Origin of the sequence: Yersinia sp. 2542 StPb PI (assembly GCF_048593855.1) — a bacterium.
GTDB lineage: Bacteria > Pseudomonadota > Gammaproteobacteria > Enterobacterales > Enterobacteriaceae > Yersinia > Yersinia enterocolitica_E.
The window spans coordinates 1-19,649 of the sequence record NZ_JAZGQA010000041.1 but is presented as its reverse complement, the minus strand read 5'-3'; the positions used below and the strand labels follow the sequence as shown (position 1 = coordinate 19,649).

The following is a 19,649-nucleotide window of genomic DNA, read 5'->3' as shown; positions in this document are numbered from 1 at the left end:
TAAAAGCCAAGGTTCGTGAGGATGGCGAGCACTGCCCTGGTTCAAAATGGCAAACAAGATAGCCCTTACTTGATAACAAGGATAAATGAAACATGAATAACGCATTAGGTTTAGTCGAAACCAAAGGTCTGGTCGCTGCTATCGAAGCGGCTGATGCCATGGTCAAATCCGCCAACGTACAACTGGTGGGCTACGAAAAAATCGGCTCCGGTCTGGTCACCGTAATGGTACGTGGCGATGTCGGCGCAGTAAAAGCCGCTGTTGATGCCGGTTCTGCGGCTGCCAGCGCGGTGGGTGAAGTGAAATCCTGCCATGTGATCCCACGCCCACACAGCGATGTAGAAGCCATTTTACCGACCTCTGCCTAAGGGTAAGAAGAGGAGCACAGCGTGAAAACGTCACTGGGTTTACTTGAAGTTAGCGGTCTAGCGCTGGCGATCAGTGCGGCGGATGCGATGGCAAAATCAGCATCTATCAACCTGATAGGTATAGAAAAAACCAATGGTTCTGGCTGGATGTTAATTCGTCTGACCGGTGATGTGGCCTCGGTGCAGGCGGCAATCAGTACCGGTGCCGCCTTTGCCGAACTGCATCACGGATTGGTGTCGCGCGCGGTTCTGGCCCGTCCGACAAAAGCCCTGTTGGCCTATTGGCTGACAGAGACTGTTGAGGTCACGGCCCCCGAAATCGCTGTGGCGATAGAGCCAGTTGTCGTTACAGCGCCCATTAACGAAGAGACGGAAGCAGCAGAGACTCAGCCCGCTGCGGCTACCGCCACAGATGATGTACCTGAACCTGTCTTTAGTGCTGAAAAAATCAGCACCGAAGAAAGTAGTGTGGAAAGTGAGGCTCTAATCGCTCCCCGGGTGAGCTGTAATCTCTGCCTCGATCCGGCTTGCCGACGCCATAAAGGCGAGCCTCGCTTTCGCTGTATCCACTTGGGTAAACGAGGAAAAGTCTGATGGAAAAAGCGTTACTGGAACCCGTTGTCAATAAGATCCTCGACGAAATGCGTCTTCGTCCGATCCCACTTGGGGTTTCCAACCGACACCTGCATCTTTCGGTGCAGGACTACCAACGGCTGTTCCCGCAGCAGCCGATTACTGAAAAGAAAGCGCTGCTCCAGCCCGGCCAGTACGCCGCCGAACAGACGGTAACGCTGGTCGGGCCGAAAGGCAGCCTGAAAAATGTGCGTATTCTTGGCCCGTTGCGTAGCCACAGCCAGGTGGAGATCTCCCGTACCGATGCACGCACGCTGGGTATCAATGCCCCTCTGCGGATGTCTGGCAATCTGGACGATACCCCTGCCATCACGTTAGTCAGCCCGTTCGCTGAGCTGACGTTACCCCATGGGGTGATTGTGGCACTGCGCCATATTCATATGTCGCCGCTGGATGCCCTTATCTACCGGGTAAAACACGGTGACCGGGTACAAGTTGCCATTCAGGGCAGTGGCCGTCGCCTGATACTGGATGATGTGGCGATCCGCGTTTCACCCCAAATGAAACTGGAAATGCATATCGATACCGACGAGGCCAATGCGGCGGGTGCCGACGACCCTGCGGCATTTGCCACGATATTAACCTCATCAGGGACAACGCGGCCATGAATCTGACTCAGGCGCAAACCGAACAACTGGTCAGCCAGATTGTCACGCGGTTAGTTGAGCGCGAACGCCGGGTTCACGCCCTGCTACTGCCTCAATTGCGCGCCGGGCTTGATCCATCGGTATTCGTACACCATGCCACGCTGCATCTGATGTTGCCAGACCTGGCATTTATCCACCGACTGGCGCAGTTCGATACCACCTGCCCTGCGGTGGCGGCGCTAAACGAGGCATGGTCGTGGGGCATGAAAGTGCATATCAGCTTACATCGCCAACTACTGGCTGCTCTGCCCTGTGCCGCGCTGCACTCATTGCCGCTCAGTTTCAGCGACAGTCAGGGCGTTGCTATACGGTTGCACGCGGGCAAGGTTCTAAGTTATCGCGATATCGCCACTCTCGACTCCGGCTGGCTACTCATTGCAAGCCACACGCTGGTTACACCGCTGGCGCAGGACACCGTGTCAGCCCGTCACATTCAACTGTTAAGGCAGGAGTAAATCATGCAACTGGCCAGAGTGGTAGGTTCCGTGGTCTCAACGCAAAAATCACCCACGTTGATCGGTAGGAAGCTGCTGCTGGTGCGCCGTGTTGCCGGTGATGGCTCACTGCCACCCGACAGCAAAACGCCGGACGAAGTAGCCGTCGATTCGGTCGGTGCCGGTCAGGGCGATTTGGTCTTGCTGTCAGGCGGTTCCAGTGCCAGACGGGTATTTTCCGAGCCGAATGATGCCATCGATTTGGCGATTGTCGCCATCGTCGATGAATGTTCTTACTGATGATTAATGTTCTTACTGATTGAACGGGGACCTTATGAGCATTTATACCAAAACCGGCGATGCGGGCACCACCGCCCTGTTCACCGGACAACGTGTGAAAAAGAGCCATCCCCGGGTGGAAACTTACGGCACGCTGGATGAACTCAATGCAGCACTGAGCTTGTGTGCCCGCGTGACGCAGGGCGAGGAAAACCGTCAATTACTCGATGCCATACAACATCAGTTGTTTTATTTCAGCGCTGAATTGGCAAGCGAAGGTATCGAAACACCGCCTGCCGGGCGCAAAAGCATTAATGAACCCGAGATCCAAGCGCTGGAGCAAGCCGTAGACCGCTGTATGGCGGGGCTGCCACCGGTACAGGGTTTTATTCTGCCGGGTAGCAGTGAAGCCGGTAGCCGATTGCATTTTGCCCGCACTCTGGCACGGCGCTGTGAACGGCGGCTGATTGAACTGGCTGAACAAGTCCCGGTACGCCCGGTGTTATTGCAATACCTAAACCGTTTATCGGATTGCCTGTATGCACTGGCTCGTGATGAAGACCAGCGCCAACAGTTACAACACACCACGCAAACCGTGGTGGCCCGTTATCTGGCGGCAACAGCACTCCCTCCAGCCACAAGTCAGCCACAAACAGCGGCCTCGCTGGGATTTTCTGATGTTCATCAGTTAGTTAAATTGGCGGTCGATGCCGCTATGAAATTACAAATTGCCGTGGTCGTGGCACTGACTGACCGCCACGGCAACATGATTATGACCTACCGCATGCCAGACACCTTGCTGGTCAGCAGCGAACTGGCACCGAAAAAAGCCTGGACCGCTGTGGCGATGAAAACGGCAACTCACCAACTTAGCGACGCCGTACAACCGGGGGCCGACCTGTTCCAGCTTGAGGCCAGTACCGGTGGCAAAGTGGTGAGCTTTGGTGGTGGCTACCCGCTATGGCGTAACGGCCAATTGGTGGGGGGCTTAGGCATCAGCGGCGGTAGCGTCGAACAAGATATGCACATAGCAGAAGCGGCCATATCGGCTTTACATCTGAGGAATGAATAATGAATACCAATGACCTTGAATCTCTCATTCGCACTATCCTCATTGAGCAACTGACGCCCACACCCGCGTCTGCCTCCAGCGCCATTTTTGCCAGCGTGGATGAAGCTGTCAATGCCGCTCATAACGCATTTTTGCGTTATCAACAAAGCCCGATGAAAACCCGCAGCGCGATTATCCGCGCCCTGCGTGAACAGCTAAAAGCACAGTTGCCTTCACTATCAGAACGCGGTGCCAGTGAAACCGGCATGGGGAATAAAGAAGATAAGTTGCTGAAAAACAAAGCCGCGTTAGAAAACACCCCAGGTATTGAAGATTTGTCCACCACGGCGCTGACCGGCGATGGCGGCATGGTGTTATTCGAATACTCGCCTTTTGGCGTGATAGGTTCCGTTGCCCCTAGCACTAACCCAACTGAAACCATTATTAATAACAGCATCAGTATGTTAGCTGCCGGTAATGCCATCTATTTTAGCCCACACCCAGGCGCTAAATCGGTATCACTGGATTTAATCGCCCAAATTGAAGAGATAATCTTCAACAGTTGCGGCATTCGCAATCTGGTAGTGACAGTGAAAGAGCCAAGCTTTGAAGCCACTCAGCAGATGATGGCGCACGACAAAATCGCCTTGCTGGCTATCACTGGCGGGCCTGCCATTGTGGCGATGGGCATGAAGAGTGGCAAAAAAGTGATTGGGGCGGGGGCCGGTAACCCACCTTGTCTGGTGGATGAAACGGCTGAATTGGTAAAAGCGGCGCAGGATATCGTGGCAGGAGCCTCATTCGATAATAACCTGCCCTGTATCGCTGAAAAGAGCCTGATCGTGGTGGAAAGTGTTGCCGACCGGTTGTTGCAACAGATGCAAGCCTTCGATGCATTACTTATCAGTAATCCGCAAGAGGTCGACAGCCTGCGCAAAGCCTGCCTGACCCCTCAAGGCCACGCCAATAAGAATCTGGTCGGCAAAAGCCCGCTTGAACTGCTGAAAGCGGCGGGTATCGCTTGTCCGGCCAAAGCACCGCGCTTGCTGCTGGTTGAAGTAGCCGGTGACGATCCTCTGGTCACTACCGAACAACTGATGCCGCTGTTACCGGTGGTCCGGGTAAAGGATTTTGATGCCGGCCTGACGCTGGCACTGCAAGTGGAAGGCGGCCTGCACCATACCGCCACCATGCACTCACAAAATGTCTCACGCCTGAATCTGGCCGCCCGACTGTTACAAACCTCTATTTTTGTTAAAAACGGCCCGTCCTATGCCGGGATAGGCGTCGGCGGTGAAGGCTTTACCACCTTTACCATCGCCACCCCGACCGGAGAAGGCACCACCTCGGCTCGCACCTTTGCGCGCCAGCGTCGCTGTGTGCTGACTAACGGTTTTTCCATTCGCTGAGCGAGGACGTATGAAGACTTTTTTCCTGCAAACACGTATTTACAGCGGGGAAGGCAGCCTTAAGGTGCTGCAACGCTTCCATCAGCGCAAAATCTGGATTGTCTGCGATGGCTTTCTGGCCACCTCGCCGTTGTTGGATCGCTTAAAACAGTCGCTGGCAGAGGATAACCAAATCAGTCTGTTCAGCGACATTACGCCGGACCCGAACATTAACACCGTGGTTAAGGGCATTGAGCAGATGCATGCCTTGCGCCCCGATGTGGTGATTGGTTTTGGTGGTGGATCCGCGCTAGATGCAGCAAAAGCTATTGTCTGGTTCAGTCGTAAACAGGGGATAGAGATCGAGACCTGTATTGCTATCCCGACCACCAGCGGCACGGGTTCAGAAGTGACCAGTGCCTGTGTAATCAGCGACCCGGAAAAGAGTATTAAATACCCGCTGTTTGACGATGAGATTTACCCGGACATCGCCATTCTGGACCCGGCTCTGGTGGTTACCGTGCCGCCAGTTATCACCGCCAATACCGGGTTGGATGTGTTGACTCACGCACTGGAAGCCTATGTTTCACCACGTGCCAGTGACTTTACTGATGCGCTGGCAGAAAAAGCGGTGCAGTTGGTGTTCCGCCATCTGCCCACCGCTTGCCGCAAAGGCGATTGCCTGATTACCCGAGGCAAGATGCACAATGCTTCCACGCTGGCTGGCATGGCATTCAGCCAGGCTGGTCTGGGCATCAATCATGCTATCGCGCACCAGTTGGGGGGGCAATTTCATATCGCGCACGGTTTGGCGAATGCCTTGTTATTGGTGCCGGTGATTCGCTTTAACGCGCTTGATGCGCGGGCATGTAAACGCTATGCGCGATTGGCAAAACTGTGCCATTTCAGTGCGGCAAATAGCGATGAGCGCAGTGCAGTTAACCAATTGGTCCATCAGATTGAACAACTCAAATGTCAATGCGGATTACCTCAGCCGCTGGCCGCGATGAAAATCAATGAAGGCCAGTTAGAGCAACGCATTCCCGACATAATTACCGCCGCACTTGCCGACGTGACACTGCGCACTAACCCGCGTGCGGCTGACGGCAATGATATCCGTGGGATTATCGAGGCGCTTTATGAGTGACCTTCGCATTGCGGATACCTGCTTGCTACCCGCCTACGGTGAACTGGCTGATTGTGATGCCGTGACTATTCAGCAACGGGTTCAGCACGCTGGCGTGGTCGGTGCCGGAGGTGCTGGTTTCCCAACGGCGGTGAAGCTACAAGCGCAGGCCGAGATTTTTCTGGTCAATGCGGCTGAGTGCGAACCAATGCTGAAAGTGGATCAGCAGTTGATGCCGCGCCAGGCAGCCCGACTGGTGCGCGGTGTGCTGTATGGCATGAGAGCCACCGGCGCGCGGGAAGGCATCATAGCCTTGAAAGCCAAATATAGTGAGGCGATTGCCGCACTAACCCCCTTGCTACCATCACAAATCCGGCTGCACATTCTGCCCGATGTCTATCCCGCCGGTGATGAGGTTATCACTATCTGGCTGGCAACCGGTCGCCGGGTGCCACCTGCGGCGCTGCCGGTCAGCATCGGTGTGGTAGTGAATAATGTGCAAACACTACTCAATGTGGCGCGGGCGGTGGAACAGCAGTGGCCGGTGACTCGCCGCACCCTGACCGTAAATGGTGCGGTGGCGAAACCCTTAACCCTGACGGTACCGCTGGGTACCCCGCTGCGCGAGGTTCTGGCGCTGGCAGGAGGGGCTACCATCAACAATCCGGCCTATATCAATGGCGGGCCGATGATGGGCCATGCCCTGCATGACCTTGACCAACCGGTAACCAAAACTACCGGCGGCCTACTGGTACTGCCCGCTGATCACTTACTGATTACCCGCCGCGCCCGCAGCGACCAGGATGTGTTAGCCATTGCTCGTGCCGTATGTGAGCAGTGCCGCATGTGTACCGAGTTATGCCCGCGCCACTTGATTGGCCATGAGCTACCCCCGCATCTGCTGGTGCGCGCGATAACCTACCAACAAGTTGCCACACCAGACATTTTACTCAGCGCCCTGACCTGCTCGGAATGCGGGCTATGTGAAAGCTACGCCTGCCCGGTAGATATCTCACCGATGCGCATTAACCGCCTGCTGAAAACGCAGTTGCGGGCGCAAGGTGCCCGCTATCAAGGGGCGCTACGTGAGGCCGATCCGATGGCTAATTACCGCATGGTACCGATATCAAGGCTGATTGCCCGTCTGGATCTCACCGACTGGTATCAAGCTGCGCCATTCAGCGAACAAGGCTACCGACCACAACAGGTGGTACTGCCATTGCGCCAGCATATCGGGGCTGCCGCCGAACCCGTGATCACGGTCGGCGAACGGGTCGATCACGGTCAACTTATTGGCCAAATTCCGAATAACGCGTTAGGCGCACCGGTGCATGCCAGTATCAGCGGCACGGTCACGGCCATCAGCGCAAATGCCATCACCATTAAACGGGCTGACGTTTATTAAAAGGAAGGGCTATGTCACAAGCCATTGGAATTGTTGAATTAAGCAGTATCGCCAAGGGCATGGAGGTCTGCGACTTGATGCTGAAAAGCGCTAACGTCAGCCTATTGGTGAGCAAAACCCTGTGCCCCGGTAAATATCTGTTGATGGTCGGTGGAGATATCGGTGCCGTCACCCAGTCGGTACAAAACGGCGAGCGGCACAGCGGGCATCTGTTGGTCGATAGCATCGTCCTGCCCAACCTTCATCCATCCGTATTACCGGCGATCAGCGGCCTGAATACGGTGGAAAATCGTCAAGCGGCGGGTGTGGTGGAAACCTGGAGTGTGGCGGCCTGTATTACTGCCGCCGACCGTGCGGTTAAAGCGGCCAATGTCACGCTGGTGCGCATCCATATGGCGTTTGGCATCGGCGGCAAATGTTATCAAGTGCTCAGCGGCGATATTGCTGATGTACAAACTGCCGTGGACGTTGCCAGCCAGTGTGCCGGTGAGAAGGGATTATTGGTTTACAGCTCAGTGATCCCACGGCCCCATGAGGCGCTATGGCGTCAGTTAGTTCAGGAGGCATGATGGAAAAGAGCAGCACCCCCGAGCGCGTAATTCAGGAATATGTTCCCGGTAAACAGATAACCCTGGCGCATCTGATAGCCAATCCTAATAAGGCACTTTACAAAAAACTGGGGCTGAATGATGTCAGTAGCGCCATTGGCATTCTGACCATTACCCCTAGCGAAGCCTCGATTATTGCCAGTGATATCGCTACCAAATCCGGTGCGGTTGAGATTGGTTTTATCGACCGTTTCACCGGTGCGGTGGTGTTTACTGGTGATGTGTCAGCGGTGGAATATGCGCTGAAACAGGTGATCCACACCCTCGGCGACATGATGAAATTTACCGCCTGCCCAATGACCCGGACCTGATGCCATGCAACGCATCATGTTGATTGGCCCTAGCCAGTGCGGCAAAACCTCGCTTATCCAGCGTTTGCAGGGTGAGGCGCTTAATTACCAGAAAACCCAAGCCATTATCTGGCAGGACAATGCCATTGATACTCCCGGTGAATACATGGAAAACCGCTGTTTATACAGTGCGTTACTGGCAAGCGCCTGTGAAGCGGATGTGGTGGGGCTGGTACAAAATGCGGATGCGACCCAAAGCTGGTTTGCCCCGATGTTGGCGCAGGTTTTCAACCAGCCGGTCATTGGCATTATCAGTAAAGCCGACACCGTTAACCACCCAGACCAATTGCGTTGGGCTGCTGACAGCCTCACGCAGGCGGGCGCACAACACCTATTTGTGACCTCGGCGCTGAGCGGTGAGGGATTAACCGACCTTATTACTTATTTGAATCATTCTGGAGAGTCGCATGCCCGGTAAGATTATGGCGATTAACGCCGGCAGTTCTTCGTTGAAGTTTCAGTTATTTTCCTTACCTGATGAAAAAGTGATCTGTCAGGGATTAATCGAACGTATCGGTATGGATGATGCGATATTTAACCTCCGCGCCACAGATGTGAAATGGCGCGAGATTCTGCCTATCGCCGATTGCCGCCAAGGTGCTGAACACCTACTTCACGCGCTGATTGAACACAATATTATTGATTCGCTGGATGAAATTACCGGTGTCGGCCATCGTGTCGCGCACGGCGGTGAAGCATTCGCCGATTCGGTCGTGATAACCCCCGAGGTGCTGGATAAGATAGAGCAGCTTGGCGCACTGGCCCCCCTGCATAATCCGGTTAATGCGCTCGGTATCCGGGTGTTCCAACATGCCCTGCCCCATGCCAGCGCGGTGGCGGTATTTGATACTGCATTCCACCAAACGCTGAGCCAGACCGCCTATTTGTATCCATTACCGTGGCGTTACTATGAAGAGCTGGGTATTCGCCGTTATGGTTTCCATGGCACCAGTCATAAATATGTCAGTGCCGTTTGCGCCGAACGAATGGGGCGGCCCTTAGAAGAACTGCGCATTGTCTCCTGCCATCTTGGCAACGGTTCCAGCATTTGTGCTATCGGCAACGGCCAGTCGGTGAATACCTCGATGGGCTTCACCCCGCAGGCCGGTATCATGATGGGCACCCGCAGCGGTGATATTGACCCCTCCATCCTGCCATTTATTCAGCAAGCGGAAGGGAAAAGCGCCAGCGAAATCAACCATTTGATTAATAACCAATCCGGCTTGCTGGGTGTCTCCGGCATCTCACACGATTATCGCGATGTCGAACATGCCGCCGCCAATGGCAACCCGCGCGCTAAAGTGGCGCTCGACCTGTTTGCCGAGCGTATCCGCGCGGTGATTGGCAGCTATATCGTGCAACTGGGCGGAATTGATGCACTGATATTTACCGGCGGTATCGGTGAAAATGCCCGCACAGCCCGCCAGCAGATCTGCCGTGGTTTAGCCTTTCTCGGTATCGAGTTGGACGAAGAGAAAAATATCAACAATCAGCCATTTATCCAACATGACTCGGCGCCAGTACAAATTGCTATCGTCAATACCAATGAAGAATTAATGATTGCCCGTGATGTCATTCGCGTGGCCCTGAATCTGCCGGTACAACCGGCCCTCGCCGCACAATGAGAGGCAATATGAAAAGTGGGAAAGTTTGGTTGGTAGGCGCCGGGCCTGGGGATGCCGCGCTGATTACGGTGAAGGGATTACATGTTATTCGTCGCGCTGACGCGTTGGTCTATGACCGTTTGGTGTGTGCTGAGTTACTGGCAGAAGCCCCTGATGGTTGTGAAATGATCAATGTGGGCAAAAACCCCAATCACCATTTGGTGCCACAAACAGAAATCAATCAAATTCTGGTTGATTGCGCCCAACGTGGGCTAAATGTGGTGCGACTCAAAGGTGGTGATCCTTATGTCTTTGGGCGCGGCGGTGAAGAGGCTGAAACACTGGCGTTGGCGGGTATTCCGTTTGAGGTAGTTCCAGGGATAAGCTCCGCCATTGGCGGGTTGGCTTATGCCGGTATTCCGGTAACACATCGTGATTATGCCTCAGGCTTTCATGTGATAACCGGCCATTTGCGCCAAGGCAACGAGCCGCAGGACTGGGCAACATTAGCCAAGCTGGAAGGTACGCTGATTATCCTGATGGGAATGACACAACTGGCAACCATTTGCCAGCAATTAGTCGCCGGGGGGAAAGCCCCCACGACCCCTGCCGCCGTGGTGATGTACGCCAGCCACCAGCAGCAACAAGTTGCCAGCGGCACATTGCTTACATTAGCCGATCAAGTTGCCGCGCAGGGTTTATCGGCACCGGCGCTGATTGTCATTGGCGACGTGGTTCGCCTACGAGATATGCTCGCCTTCACGCCGGAGCTATTGTCGCTAAACGCCATTCCCTCGCTGATATACCCAAAGTCATTGGCGTTGTAGGTAGGCTGCAAGTAAACGCATCCCTATGAGCTTATTCATATAGGGTCAACTACAAGTAAGTGATTCGGGTGCGTGAGTGTAGCGAACAACCCTACAGCATCAAGGACGAAGGGTATGGTACTCTAAACGCACAAGCTATATAGGGGAATAGAGTAGCAATGAGTGAGCATGGTGGGAATGTGCTGGAAATGGCACTGAAAATCGGCACAGATGCAGCCAATATCGTTGACTTCAGTGCCAATATTAATCCGCTGGGCATGCCGGGATCCTTGAAAACGGCGATTATCGAACAATTGGCCCGTGCCGAACACTATCCTGATGTTGAGTATCGCCAATTACACGCAGCGCTGGCCCGCGCTCACCACTGCCTGCCAGAGAATATTATGGCAGGCAATGGTGCCACTGAGCTGATTTACGCAGTGGTGCAACATCTGCAACCCCGCACTGCGGTACTGTTGACTCCGGGCTTTGCTGAGTACCGCCGCGCCCTGCAACGGGTCGGCTGCCAGATTCATGATTATCAGATGAGTGAGTCAGATGGCTATCAGCCCGATGAACGCCTACTGGCGCTATTAGCCCAACAGCGCCCAGACTGCCTATTTCTGGCGACACCCAATAACCCGACCGGCCTGATGCCTGATGCCAAATTGCTGCAAGCCATTGTGCAGTGTTGCCATCAGCACCATATTGCTTTAATTATCGATGAAGCTTTTATCGATTTCTTGCCAGATGCGCTGGGGCTTACCCCTCAATTAGCGGATTTCCCACACTTATACTTGTTACGCTCACTGACCAAGTTCTTTGCCATTCCCGGGTTGCGCCTCGGTTATCTGCTCAGTGGCGACCTGGCGGCGCTGGTGCAAATGAAACAGCAACGCGAGCCTTGGACTATCAATGCTTTTGCCGCACTGGCGGGTGAGATTATTCTCGATGACCAACCTTATATTCAAGCCACACATCAATGGCTGGCGCAGCAGCGACCTTGGTTATATCAGCATTTAGCCGCCCTGCCCGCGTTGCAGGTGTGGCAAGGGTGCGCCAATTACATTTTCCTGCGCTGCCTTAAACCTGAACTTAATCTGCAACACGCGCTATTAAAGCACCATATTCTGATCCGCCATTGTGCTAATTACCCTGGTCTAACCCGCGACCACTATCGTGTAGCCATTAAAAGCGCGGCAGATAACCAACGGCTGATCAATGCCTTACAGCAGGTCTTTGGTCATGGCTGAAGCCCGTTGCCCGGCCTCTTGTGGTGAGCTGATTCAGGGCTGGATACTGGGGGGGGAGAAGCTTATCTCCTGCCCGGTCAACTGGTTTAGTACGGTTTCGGTGACCGATGGCGTACCGGGCAAGAATGAACGCCCACGCATGCGCCTGATGTTGGCGGCGGTACTGGCCTATTTTGGCCAACCGGCACAGATGGCTAATGGCCTGCACATCAGTTTTGATTCCACCATTCCGGTAGCAAAAGGACTTGCCAGCAGTACCGCCGATATCGCCGCCACCGCACTGGCAACCGCCCGCCATCTCGGTGAAACACTCAATGAAGCCGCACTGGCAGCACTGTGCGTCAGGCTGGAACCCACTGACAGCACCCTGTTTCAACAACTGACACTGTTTGACCACCAAACTGCCGCAACACAAATCTCTTATAACTGGCAGCCAGCGGTAGATATTTTGTTACTGGAAAGCCCACAGATTCTCAAAACCGAGGATTACCACCGCCGTGATCGTCAACCGGCGCTGTTAGCCAGTGCCATCTCACTGGAACGGGCATGGCAACTGTTTACCCAAGCCGCCGAGCGCCGCGATTGTTCACTGCTGGGCCAGGCCACCACATTGAGTGCGCAAGCCAGCCAGCGTTTACTGGTAAAACCTGACTTTAGCGCCCTGCTGAGGCTAGTGGAGGAGTTGGATTTATACGGGTTGAACGTAGCCCACAGTGGCAGCGTGGTTGGATTATTGCTTGACCGTCAACGGCATGACGTGGAGCAGGTGTTCTGGCAATTGCAGCAGCGCAATATCAACCGCCACTACCCCCGCCAACACCTGTTAACCATGGTGCCCGGTGGCGTGCGTTAGCCCGTAATTCATCATCAAGCCATGATAGCGAAAAATTGAGAATCATCTGAACCAGAATATCCATGTAAACCTCACTGTTATTAACCTGCCGCTTACCATTTTTATGTAATTCTGTTTGTCTTGCCCCTCAAAATCATGACTTCAGTCACAAACAGGGAATGCAGCTATTTTGTCCATGTAAATAGCATTCATGTATATGGGGGAAACTGCTATCAAGGTATTAGATCCCACCAGCAGGAAATGTAGTGTAGATGTAAAATCTGTTTCCTGTTAAATCTTCATTTTTTTAAAAACATAAATAAAATTCATGTAATACAGCATGCTGATTATTGCACCAATACCTTAAATAACAATTACCTCAACCTACATGAGTTCCGGGAGCCTTAAATGAAAAAATTGAGTGTGAAAACCCTGTTGGCAGCCAGTCTGTTCAGCATGATGGTGTGCTCGGGCAGTGCACTGGCGCAGGAAGTCGAAGTGGTTAATATCTCAAAAATCGCCGGTATGCCGTGGTTTAACCGCATGGGCGAAGGTGTGGATCGCGCTGGTAAAGATCTGGCTATCAAAGCCTATCAAATCGGCCCTTCCAGTACCGATGCCCCGCAGCAGGTTAAAATTATCGAAGACTTAATCGCGAAAAAAGTCAGTGCTATCAGTATTGTGCCCAACGATGCCGATGTACTGGAACCGGTATTCAAGAAAGCCCGTGAAGCCGGTATTGTGGTGTTAACCAACGAATCTCCAGGGCAACCCAGCGCCAACTGGGATATTGAAATCATCGATAACACCAAATTTGCCGCAGATAACGTAGAAGAGATGGCAAAAGCCATGGGTGGTAAAGGTGGCTATGTGATTTATGTCGGCAGCCTGACGGTGCCACAGCATAACCTGTGGGCCGATCTGTTTGTTAAATATCAGAAAGAGCACTACCCCGATATGTTTGAGGTGACCAGCCGCATGCCTGTTGCCGAGAGTATTGATGATTCACGCCGTACCACGCTCGATTTAATGAAAGCGCACAGTGACCTGAAAGGTATTGTCGCCTTCGGTTCGCAAGGTCCGATCGGTGCTGGCCGTGCCGTGAAAGAGAAACGTGCGAAAAACAACGTCCATGTGTTCGGTATGATGATCCCTTCACAGGCGGCATCCCTGATTAAAAGCGGTGATATCGCAATGGGCGTGACCTATGACCCAGGTTCTGCCGGTTATGCACTGACCGCAGTGGCGGACAAAGTGCTGAAAGGTGAAAAAATTGAGTCAGGTATGGAAATTCCTGGCGTGGGTAAAGCTGAAGTTGACCAAGATAAGCATCTGATCCAGTTCCACAATGTATTACGGGTAACCAAAGACAACGTGGATTCGCTGTATTGATTCACTAAGTTATTGCGGAGCCGGACGCCCTGTCTGGTTCCGCAATTAATTAATTAAGAATCAAAAGGACACAGGATATATGCAGCCATTTATTACCCTGGAAAATGTTAGTAAGACCTTTTATGGCGTCAAAGCGCTAAATAAAGTGGCTATGACCCTGTTACCCGGTGAAGTACATTGTCTTGCAGGGCAAAACGGATGTGGCAAATCGACCCTCATCAAGATTATTTCCGGCGTCTATCAGCCCGATGCTGATGCCACGATTACCATTGATGGCAAAACTTACTCAAGCCTGACCCCGATTGAATCCGTTCGCTTAGGGATTCAGGTAATTTATCAGGATTTGTCGTTATTCCCGAACCTGACTGTGGCTGAGAATATCGCCATGAACCATTATCACCATCACCTGTGGGTGGACAAACGCCAGATGCGCGCCACGGCTGAGCAGGTGATCAGCAGCATTGATGCGCATCTCAATCTGGATGAACTGGTTGAGAATTTGCCCATCGCCCAGAAGCAACTGGTGGCTATTTGCCGTGCCTTGGCACAGGATGCCCGGTTGATTGTGATGGATGAGCCTACCGCCTCCCTCACCCGACAAGAAGTTAATGGCTTGCTGCGGGTGGTACATGAACTGAAATCACGCAATATCTGCGTAGTCTTTGTCAGCCACCGATTAAGTGAAGTGTTGGAGATTTCAGACCGCATCACGGTGCTAAAGGATGGTGATTGGGTTGGCACTTACCCGGCCACCGAAGTGGACAACCAGCGGCTGGCGTGGCTGATGACCGGCATGAAATTTGATTTTCAGGTGCTACCGCCCTACAGTGCCGCCCGCCCGCCGGTGCTGGCCGTGGAGGAGCTTTGCCGTAGTAATGAATATCACAACATCTCATTGACGCTGCATCCGGGGGAAATTGTCTCGTTGGTGGGCCTGCTCGGTTCTGGCCGCACTGAACTGTGTCTTAGTTTATTCGGTTTGACCTCACCGGAGTCAGGCACCATCCGAATTAACGATAAACCGATGTATTTCAGCAGTAACCGTGATGCTATTGCGGCGGGGGTCGGTTATGTGTCAGAAGACCGAATGAGCACCGGGCTGATTATGGAACAATCCATTCGTGACAATATCAGTGCCACTGTTCTGCATCGCCTGAAAAACGTGTTCCATCTGATGCGTAGTGAGCGGGTCGATACGCTGGTCGAGGATATGGTGAAACACCTGTCGATCAAAATCGGCAACAGCGACCTTCCGGTCAATACGCTGTCTGGCGGCAATGCGCAGCGCATTGCTATCGCTAAATGGCTGGCAACCGATCCGCAAATTTTGATCCTTGACTCCCCCACTGTAGGTGTGGATATCGCTAACAAAGCCGGTATCTATAATATTATCAATGCATTGGCAGCTCGCGGTATCGCTGTGTTAATGGTCTGCGATGAAATTGATGAAGCTTATTTCAATAGCCACCGTATTTTAGTGATGCGGGCCGGGCGACTGGTACAAGAGTTTTTACCGGGTAACAGTAGCGAAGCAGCCATTGCGGAGGTAGTAAATGGCTAACCCCCATGCAGTTAATAAATCTGCGGTAGGTAAAACAGGTTTATTCAATAAAGAACAACTAAAACGCCATGAAGTGATGCTGGCATTCACTATTTTGCTTATTTCGACTTATCTTGCGTTCACCAGCCCGGATTTTCTGACCCTTGCTAATATTTATGATCTGATAAATAACTACGCCATGTTAACCATTTTGGCCTGTGGCTTATTTATCGTATTGATTTCTGGCGGTATTGATATTTCATTCCCAGCGATGACCATTATTTCGCAATATGTCATGGTGACACTAATTGTGAAGTTTGGTGGCAACTTCCCGGTAGCTTTTGCGCTGGCTGGTGGTATCGGCCTACTTTTGGGCTTGGTTAATGCCCTGCTGGTTAACCGCTTACGCGTACCGTCGATCATTATCACCATTTCCACACTGAATATTTTCTACGGTTTACTGTTGTATCTCAGCCGTGGTGTTTGGCTGTATAGCTACCCTGAATGGTTTGAACACGGGCCAATGCTGTTCGCCTTTACCGCTGCCGATGGTTATGACTACGGCCTGTCGCTCCCTATTCTAACGCTGCTAATTACCATTATTGTTACCGCTCTACTGATGACCCGCACCAGTATTGGCAGGCAAATCTATGCCTTAGGGGGCAATCAGGAAGCGGCGTCACGCATGGGGTTCAGTATTCTCAAACTGCAACTGTTCGTGTATGGCTATATGGGCTTTCTGTCCGGTATCGCCGGCGTAGTACAGTCTTATACCGTATTAACTGTAGCGCCTGATTCATTACTGGGCTATGAGCTTACAGTGCTGGCAGCCGTGGTGCTCGGCGGTACCAGTATTGTGGGTGGCCGTGGAACACTTACCGGTACCTTGCTGGGGGTGATTTTGCTGGCAATATTACAAAATGGTTTGAATTTACTGAGCATTTCGTCGTACTGGCATACCGTGGTTATCGGGCTGGTAATTGTCATCAGTATCAGTGTGACGGCCTGGGGCCAACGCCATAAGGTAGGGATATAACTATGTCGAAAACAACGCAACGTGATCATACCGAACGCTGGCTGGTTGCCCTGCTGGTGCTGGTCGGCGTAGGATTCAGCCTATTTATTCCACAGGTATTTTGGTCGGCGGCTAACTTCCAATCCATCGCCTCGCAAATCCCTGTCGCGGGGGTATTAACTCTGGCCATGGCGATTACTATGCTGACCGGTGGGATTAACTTATCGATTATTGCTACCGCGAATGCCAGCGCCCTGGTGATGGCATGGGTTTGTACCCATCTTGCGCCAACCTTTAGTTCAATGATGTTGATGTTACTGGCGGGTGCCTCGGTGGCATTGGTTGTGGGGCTTATCAACGGGATACTTATCTCGGTGGTACGAGTATCCCCTATTCTGGCCACTCTGGGCATCATGACCTTGCTCAAAGGCGTGAATGTACTTATCTCCAAAGGTTCGGCTATCTCAAACTTCCCGAACTATGTACTGGCACTGGATCGCAGCAACTTTCTCGGTGTGCCAGTGCCACTTTATCTGTTCGTCGCGGTAGCACTGACCATCTGGCTGATTCTGGCTAAAACGCCACTGGGCCGCCAAATCTATTTGTCCGGTTCTAATGAGAAGGCCACCTTCTTCTCTGGGATTAACACGCGCCGCACACTGGTTTGGGTGTATGTAATTTCATCTTTACTGTGTGCGGTAGCGGCCTTATTAATGATGTCGAAACTGAACTCAGCCAAAGCATCCTACGGTGAGTCGCTGTTACTTATCACTATTTTGGCAACCGTACTGGGTGGGGTAAATCCCGATGGTGGATTTGGCAAAGTTTTCGGCATTGTACTGGCGCTGTTCCTGCTGCAAATGCTGGAAAGCGGGCTGAATATCATGGGTGTCAGTAGTTATATCACTATGGCGCTGTGGGGCTCGTTACTGCTGGCGTTTATCTTTGTCAAAGGTGCGAAAATCCCAGCGTTTAGTTTCTTGCGGCAGAACAAACCGTCAAGTTAGAGCCATTTTAGCCAAAAAAAAGGCTGGCAATTGATGCCAGCCTTTCTCTTAATAGTGTTAAAACAAGCTATCAAACCTTGGTGAAGTTACTTAACTTCGCCCATCGCTTTCAGTTTTTTCGACAATTCACGACGTTCTTTAGACAGATCGGCATTTTTGATGGTGTAATCATCAACACGATCTTCGTAAGCAGTACGCATGTCCGCGATAATGGCCTGAATTTCTTCAATACTCATCCCCGGCTTGATGTAATCACTCAAGTTATCGAGCAACAGAACGCGTTTTTGGTTATCACGGATTTTCTTTTCGTTATCAACGATTTCACGCTGCAACTTGTTTTTGCGACGAAACATACGCACAAACTCCAAAACGTCCTGGAAAGTCGGCTTAATTGCATTATCCATTTTTACACCTTCACTTAAGTTTTACACAAATTCAATTGCTGGTGACCAGGCTACCTGCACCATACCGCTTTGCCGTACCTGGTGACAAGATTCATTGGCTTATCTTACCTGCTTTACTCGCCAGACAGAAATTTCATCTGCCTTCAGCGGCGAGAGATCACCTGCATAACGTCATATTAATCAGATAGTCGAATTCCTCAAGCTGTTTGGTTAGCTCCATCCTCAGCCAAACATAGCCATAAATCGGCGTTTCTACCTGCTGCTCCTGCGTTACCGCCAGCATCAATGATTTCACTGCGGTCGTAATTTCACTTAATTCGGCGGCAACCTCTCGCTCATGTGCTGAACTGACTCAGGGCGGCTTTCAATTTAGGTTCTAAGCGCGGGCAGTTGACACATGCGCTGACAGGTAAGCGGCGTAGATCTGGCTGATAAGCGGATAATCAATGATGAGACATAAACTGGAAAAGTTATTCCCCGCAATCTGTCGTTATGCGGGGAGAAATGTTTATTTAAAATCAACCGCCATTTGCTGCTGGATAGTTATTCCATGGCTGGACTCCACACAACAGGCAATATAATCCGTGAAGCGTGGTGATCTTGGCATACCCAAACTGAGCAGGCGTTCATTACTGAACCGCACATTTAACACTGCAAAAGAGCCATATAAACGCATGGCTTTCAACATTAAGCGCTCATTGCAGGGGCCGAAAATGCTTTTTAGTTGGTTACGCATCTGCACCAAAGCACCGTAGTCTACCTGGCAATAATCTGTACCCATCGGTTTTTGTCGCGCGGCCCATGACATCGCTTGATCAATTTCGGCAAAACTGACGCTGTCTTTTTCTCCGGCAGAAATATGATAAATATTTTCGGTCAAGTGGGGATGGAACAAAATACACAGCAGAGCATCCGCACAATAATCGACCGGGATAACGTCGATATAGTCATCCAATGAACACATAAACTTACGTAGCATTAATGCCATGCGAAATACCCAGAAAATACTGCTAGAGGGCTGACACCCCAAACGGGTATGCCCAACGACAATCGATGGCCGGGCTAATACCAGCGGTAAATTCGGGCATTGCTCTGCCAGCAATCGTTCAATAGCTGATTTGGACTTGGTATATTCCACTAAATGCGCATCATCTTGCGCTGATAATACTTGCTCGCTAACCACCGTTCCGGCATCTGGTGTGCACGACATGGCGGTACCCACGTGGATAAAGCGCTGTAATCCCACTACATTTGCCATTCTTTTGCCAAACACCAGAGTGCCGTCTACATTTACTTTCCAGATTAAGGGATTATTACCAAATGACGCGACAGCAGCACAGTTAATAACATGGGTCACATCATCGATACGTGGGTCATTAATAAAGCTATCTGGCTCTGCCAAATCGCCTAATAAAATATGGTTGATATTTATTTTATTCAGCCGCTGACTGGGGAGATAAAATTTCGCCAGATTTTCACGGATGCGGTTTAGCCCCTGCTCCGGCGT

Annotated in this window: 22 protein-coding genes and 1 pseudogene; 20 read left to right on the top strand and 3 right to left on the bottom strand. The window is 52.0% G+C overall.

Annotated elements, in window-relative coordinates:
• The first annotated feature begins 92 nt into the window (after window positions 1-92).
• From pduJ to V1952_RS07515, 20 genes are all read left to right on the top strand, one after another.
• Entirely contained in the window at window positions 93-368 is a 276-nt protein-coding gene (gene pduJ, locus V1952_RS07610) for a propanediol utilization microcompartment protein PduJ (protein ID WP_004090424.1), read from the top strand.
• A gap of 21 nt (window positions 369-389) precedes the next feature.
• Window positions 390-962, top strand: a complete 573-nt coding sequence (locus V1952_RS07605) for a BMC domain-containing protein (RefSeq protein WP_372558488.1) — start codon at window positions 390-392, stop codon at window positions 960-962.
• Entirely contained in the window at window positions 962-1,609 is a 648-nt protein-coding gene (locus tag V1952_RS07600; RefSeq protein WP_050084484.1) for a phosphate propanoyltransferase, read from the top strand. Before V1952_RS07605 ends, V1952_RS07600 begins: the two co-directional genes overlap by 1 nt.
• Window positions 1,606-2,103, top strand: coding sequence for a microcompartment protein PduM (gene pduM / locus V1952_RS07595; RefSeq protein WP_083159274.1), 498 nt, complete (start codon window positions 1,606-1,608; stop codon window positions 2,101-2,103). The genes V1952_RS07600 and pduM overlap by 4 nt, the downstream gene beginning before the upstream one ends.
• A 3-nt stretch (window positions 2,104-2,106) precedes the next feature.
• Window positions 2,107-2,382: a EutN/CcmL family microcompartment protein gene (locus V1952_RS07590; protein WP_005185294.1), complete on the top strand. Its 276-nt coding sequence runs from the start codon at window positions 2,107-2,109 to the stop codon at window positions 2,380-2,382.
• A 34-nt stretch (window positions 2,383-2,416) separates the two neighbouring features.
• Window positions 2,417-3,433 (top strand): cob(I)yrinic acid a,c-diamide adenosyltransferase, encoded by a 1,017-nt coding sequence (locus V1952_RS07585; RefSeq protein ID WP_372558487.1) that lies wholly within the window; start codon window positions 2,417-2,419, stop codon window positions 3,431-3,433.
• Window positions 3,433-4,821: an aldehyde dehydrogenase family protein gene (locus V1952_RS07580; RefSeq protein ID WP_083159276.1), complete on the top strand. Its 1,389-nt coding sequence runs from the start codon at window positions 3,433-3,435 to the stop codon at window positions 4,819-4,821. Before V1952_RS07585 ends, V1952_RS07580 begins: the two co-directional genes overlap by 1 nt.
• Window positions 4,822-4,831: 10 nt before the next feature.
• Complete coding sequence (locus V1952_RS07575) at window positions 4,832-5,947, top strand: 1-propanol dehydrogenase PduQ (RefSeq protein ID WP_420074564.1); 1,116 nt, start codon at window positions 4,832-4,834, stop codon at window positions 5,945-5,947.
• The gene (locus tag V1952_RS07570; RefSeq protein WP_420074563.1) at window positions 5,940-7,331 is read left to right on the top strand and encodes a 4Fe-4S dicluster domain-containing protein; all 1,392 of its coding nucleotides are present in this window, start codon (window positions 5,940-5,942) and stop codon (window positions 7,329-7,331) included. Before V1952_RS07575 ends, V1952_RS07570 begins: the two co-directional genes overlap by 8 nt.
• An 11-nt stretch (window positions 7,332-7,342) precedes the next feature.
• Window positions 7,343-7,900, top strand: coding sequence for a BMC domain-containing protein (locus tag V1952_RS07565; RefSeq protein ID WP_005185285.1), 558 nt, complete (start codon window positions 7,343-7,345; stop codon window positions 7,898-7,900).
• Entirely contained in the window at window positions 7,900-8,250 is a 351-nt protein-coding gene (gene pduU, locus V1952_RS07560; protein WP_032813079.1) for a propanediol utilization microcompartment protein PduU, read from the top strand. The genes V1952_RS07565 and pduU overlap by 1 nt, the downstream gene beginning before the upstream one ends.
• A 4-nt stretch (window positions 8,251-8,254) precedes the next feature.
• Window positions 8,255-8,707 carry a EutP/PduV family microcompartment system protein gene (locus V1952_RS07555; RefSeq protein ID WP_420074562.1) on the top strand — a complete coding sequence of 151 codons (453 nt, stop codon included), beginning with the start codon at window positions 8,255-8,257 and terminating at the stop codon, window positions 8,705-8,707.
• The gene (locus V1952_RS07550) at window positions 8,697-9,914 is read left to right on the top strand and encodes an acetate/propionate family kinase (protein WP_420070917.1); all 1,218 of its coding nucleotides are present in this window, start codon (window positions 8,697-8,699) and stop codon (window positions 9,912-9,914) included. The genes V1952_RS07555 and V1952_RS07550 overlap by 11 nt, the downstream gene beginning before the upstream one ends.
• A gap of 8 nt (window positions 9,915-9,922) precedes the next feature.
• Window positions 9,923-10,720 (top strand): uroporphyrinogen-III C-methyltransferase, encoded by a 798-nt coding sequence (gene cobA / locus V1952_RS07545; RefSeq protein WP_420074561.1) that lies wholly within the window; start codon window positions 9,923-9,925, stop codon window positions 10,718-10,720.
• Between the two features lie 158 nt (window positions 10,721-10,878).
• Window positions 10,879-11,952 carry a threonine-phosphate decarboxylase CobD gene (cobD, locus tag V1952_RS07540; RefSeq protein ID WP_420074560.1) on the top strand — a complete coding sequence of 358 codons (1,074 nt, stop codon included), beginning with the start codon at window positions 10,879-10,881 and terminating at the stop codon, window positions 11,950-11,952.
• Window positions 11,945-12,805, top strand: coding sequence for a GHMP kinase (locus V1952_RS07535; protein WP_420074559.1), 861 nt, complete (start codon window positions 11,945-11,947; stop codon window positions 12,803-12,805). The genes cobD and V1952_RS07535 overlap by 8 nt, the downstream gene beginning before the upstream one ends.
• Window positions 12,806-13,240: 435 nt before the next feature.
• The gene (locus V1952_RS07530; RefSeq protein WP_420074566.1) at window positions 13,241-14,176 is read left to right on the top strand and encodes an autoinducer 2 ABC transporter substrate-binding protein; all 936 of its coding nucleotides are present in this window, start codon (window positions 13,241-13,243) and stop codon (window positions 14,174-14,176) included.
• A 79-nt stretch (window positions 14,177-14,255) separates the two neighbouring features.
• The gene (locus V1952_RS07525) at window positions 14,256-15,737 is read left to right on the top strand and encodes a sugar ABC transporter ATP-binding protein (protein WP_372558479.1); all 1,482 of its coding nucleotides are present in this window, start codon (window positions 14,256-14,258) and stop codon (window positions 15,735-15,737) included.
• Complete coding sequence (locus V1952_RS07520; RefSeq protein WP_083159285.1) at window positions 15,730-16,752, top strand: ABC transporter permease; 1,023 nt, start codon at window positions 15,730-15,732, stop codon at window positions 16,750-16,752. Before V1952_RS07525 ends, V1952_RS07520 begins: the two co-directional genes overlap by 8 nt.
• 2 nt (window positions 16,753-16,754) lie before the next feature.
• Window positions 16,755-17,738: an ABC transporter permease gene (locus V1952_RS07515; RefSeq protein WP_372558478.1), complete on the top strand. Its 984-nt coding sequence runs from the start codon at window positions 16,755-16,757 to the stop codon at window positions 17,736-17,738.
• A gap of 86 nt (window positions 17,739-17,824) precedes the next feature.
• On the opposite strand, the gene tmaR is transcribed toward V1952_RS07515, so the two are convergent.
• The 3 genes and pseudogenes from tmaR to V1952_RS07500 all read right to left on the bottom strand — a co-directional run.
• On the bottom strand, window positions 17,825-18,142 hold the full coding sequence (tmaR, locus tag V1952_RS07510) for a PTS system regulator TmaR (RefSeq protein ID WP_005187773.1): 318 nt from the start codon (window positions 18,140-18,142) through the stop codon (window positions 17,825-17,827).
• Between the two features lie 157 nt (window positions 18,143-18,299).
• A pseudogene (locus V1952_RS07505) lies at window positions 18,300-18,491 on the bottom strand (FUSC family protein); the annotation flags it as partial.
• A gap of 159 nt (window positions 18,492-18,650) precedes the next feature.
• Window positions 18,651-19,649 (bottom strand): SDR family oxidoreductase (locus V1952_RS07500; protein WP_420074558.1); only part of this gene is annotated, 999 nt, incomplete at its 5' end.

Excerpts from the sequence above, each read along its gene's own strand:
- pduJ (WP_004090424.1), top strand. The coding sequence starts at position 93 with ATGAATAACGCATTAGGTTTAGTCGAAACCAAAGGTCTGGTCGCTGCT.
- V1952_RS07600 (WP_050084484.1), top strand. The coding sequence starts at position 962 with ATGGAAAAAGCGTTACTGGAACCCGTTGTCAATAAGATCCTCGACGAA.
- pduM (WP_083159274.1), top strand. The coding sequence starts at position 1,606 with ATGAATCTGACTCAGGCGCAAACCGAACAACTGGTCAGCCAGATTGTC.
- V1952_RS07590 (WP_005185294.1), top strand. The coding sequence starts at position 2,107 with ATGCAACTGGCCAGAGTGGTAGGTTCCGTGGTCTCAACGCAAAAATCA.
- V1952_RS07585 (WP_372558487.1), top strand. The coding sequence starts at position 2,417 with ATGAGCATTTATACCAAAACCGGCGATGCGGGCACCACCGCCCTGTTC.
- V1952_RS07580 (WP_083159276.1), top strand. The coding sequence starts at position 3,433 with ATGAATACCAATGACCTTGAATCTCTCATTCGCACTATCCTCATTGAG.
- V1952_RS07575 (WP_420074564.1), top strand. The coding sequence starts at position 4,832 with ATGAAGACTTTTTTCCTGCAAACACGTATTTACAGCGGGGAAGGCAGC.
- V1952_RS07570 (WP_420074563.1), top strand. The coding sequence starts at position 5,940 with ATGAGTGACCTTCGCATTGCGGATACCTGCTTGCTACCCGCCTACGGT.
- V1952_RS07565 (WP_005185285.1), top strand. The coding sequence starts at position 7,343 with ATGTCACAAGCCATTGGAATTGTTGAATTAAGCAGTATCGCCAAGGGC.
- pduU (WP_032813079.1), top strand. The coding sequence starts at position 7,900 with ATGGAAAAGAGCAGCACCCCCGAGCGCGTAATTCAGGAATATGTTCCC.
- V1952_RS07555 (WP_420074562.1), top strand. The coding sequence starts at position 8,255 with ATGCAACGCATCATGTTGATTGGCCCTAGCCAGTGCGGCAAAACCTCG.
- V1952_RS07550 (WP_420070917.1), top strand. The coding sequence starts at position 8,697 with ATGCCCGGTAAGATTATGGCGATTAACGCCGGCAGTTCTTCGTTGAAG.
- cobA (WP_420074561.1), top strand. The coding sequence starts at position 9,923 with ATGAAAAGTGGGAAAGTTTGGTTGGTAGGCGCCGGGCCTGGGGATGCC.
- cobD (WP_420074560.1), top strand. The coding sequence starts at position 10,879 with ATGAGTGAGCATGGTGGGAATGTGCTGGAAATGGCACTGAAAATCGGC.
- V1952_RS07535 (WP_420074559.1), top strand. The coding sequence starts at position 11,945 with ATGGCTGAAGCCCGTTGCCCGGCCTCTTGTGGTGAGCTGATTCAGGGC.
- V1952_RS07530 (WP_420074566.1), top strand. The coding sequence starts at position 13,241 with ATGATGGTGTGCTCGGGCAGTGCACTGGCGCAGGAAGTCGAAGTGGTT.
- V1952_RS07525 (WP_372558479.1), top strand. The coding sequence starts at position 14,256 with ATGCAGCCATTTATTACCCTGGAAAATGTTAGTAAGACCTTTTATGGC.
- V1952_RS07520 (WP_083159285.1), top strand. The coding sequence starts at position 15,730 with ATGGCTAACCCCCATGCAGTTAATAAATCTGCGGTAGGTAAAACAGGT.
- V1952_RS07515 (WP_372558478.1), top strand. The coding sequence starts at position 16,755 with ATGTCGAAAACAACGCAACGTGATCATACCGAACGCTGGCTGGTTGCC.
- tmaR (WP_005187773.1), bottom strand. The coding sequence starts at position 18,142 with ATGGATAATGCAATTAAGCCGACTTTCCAGGACGTTTTGGAGTTTGTG.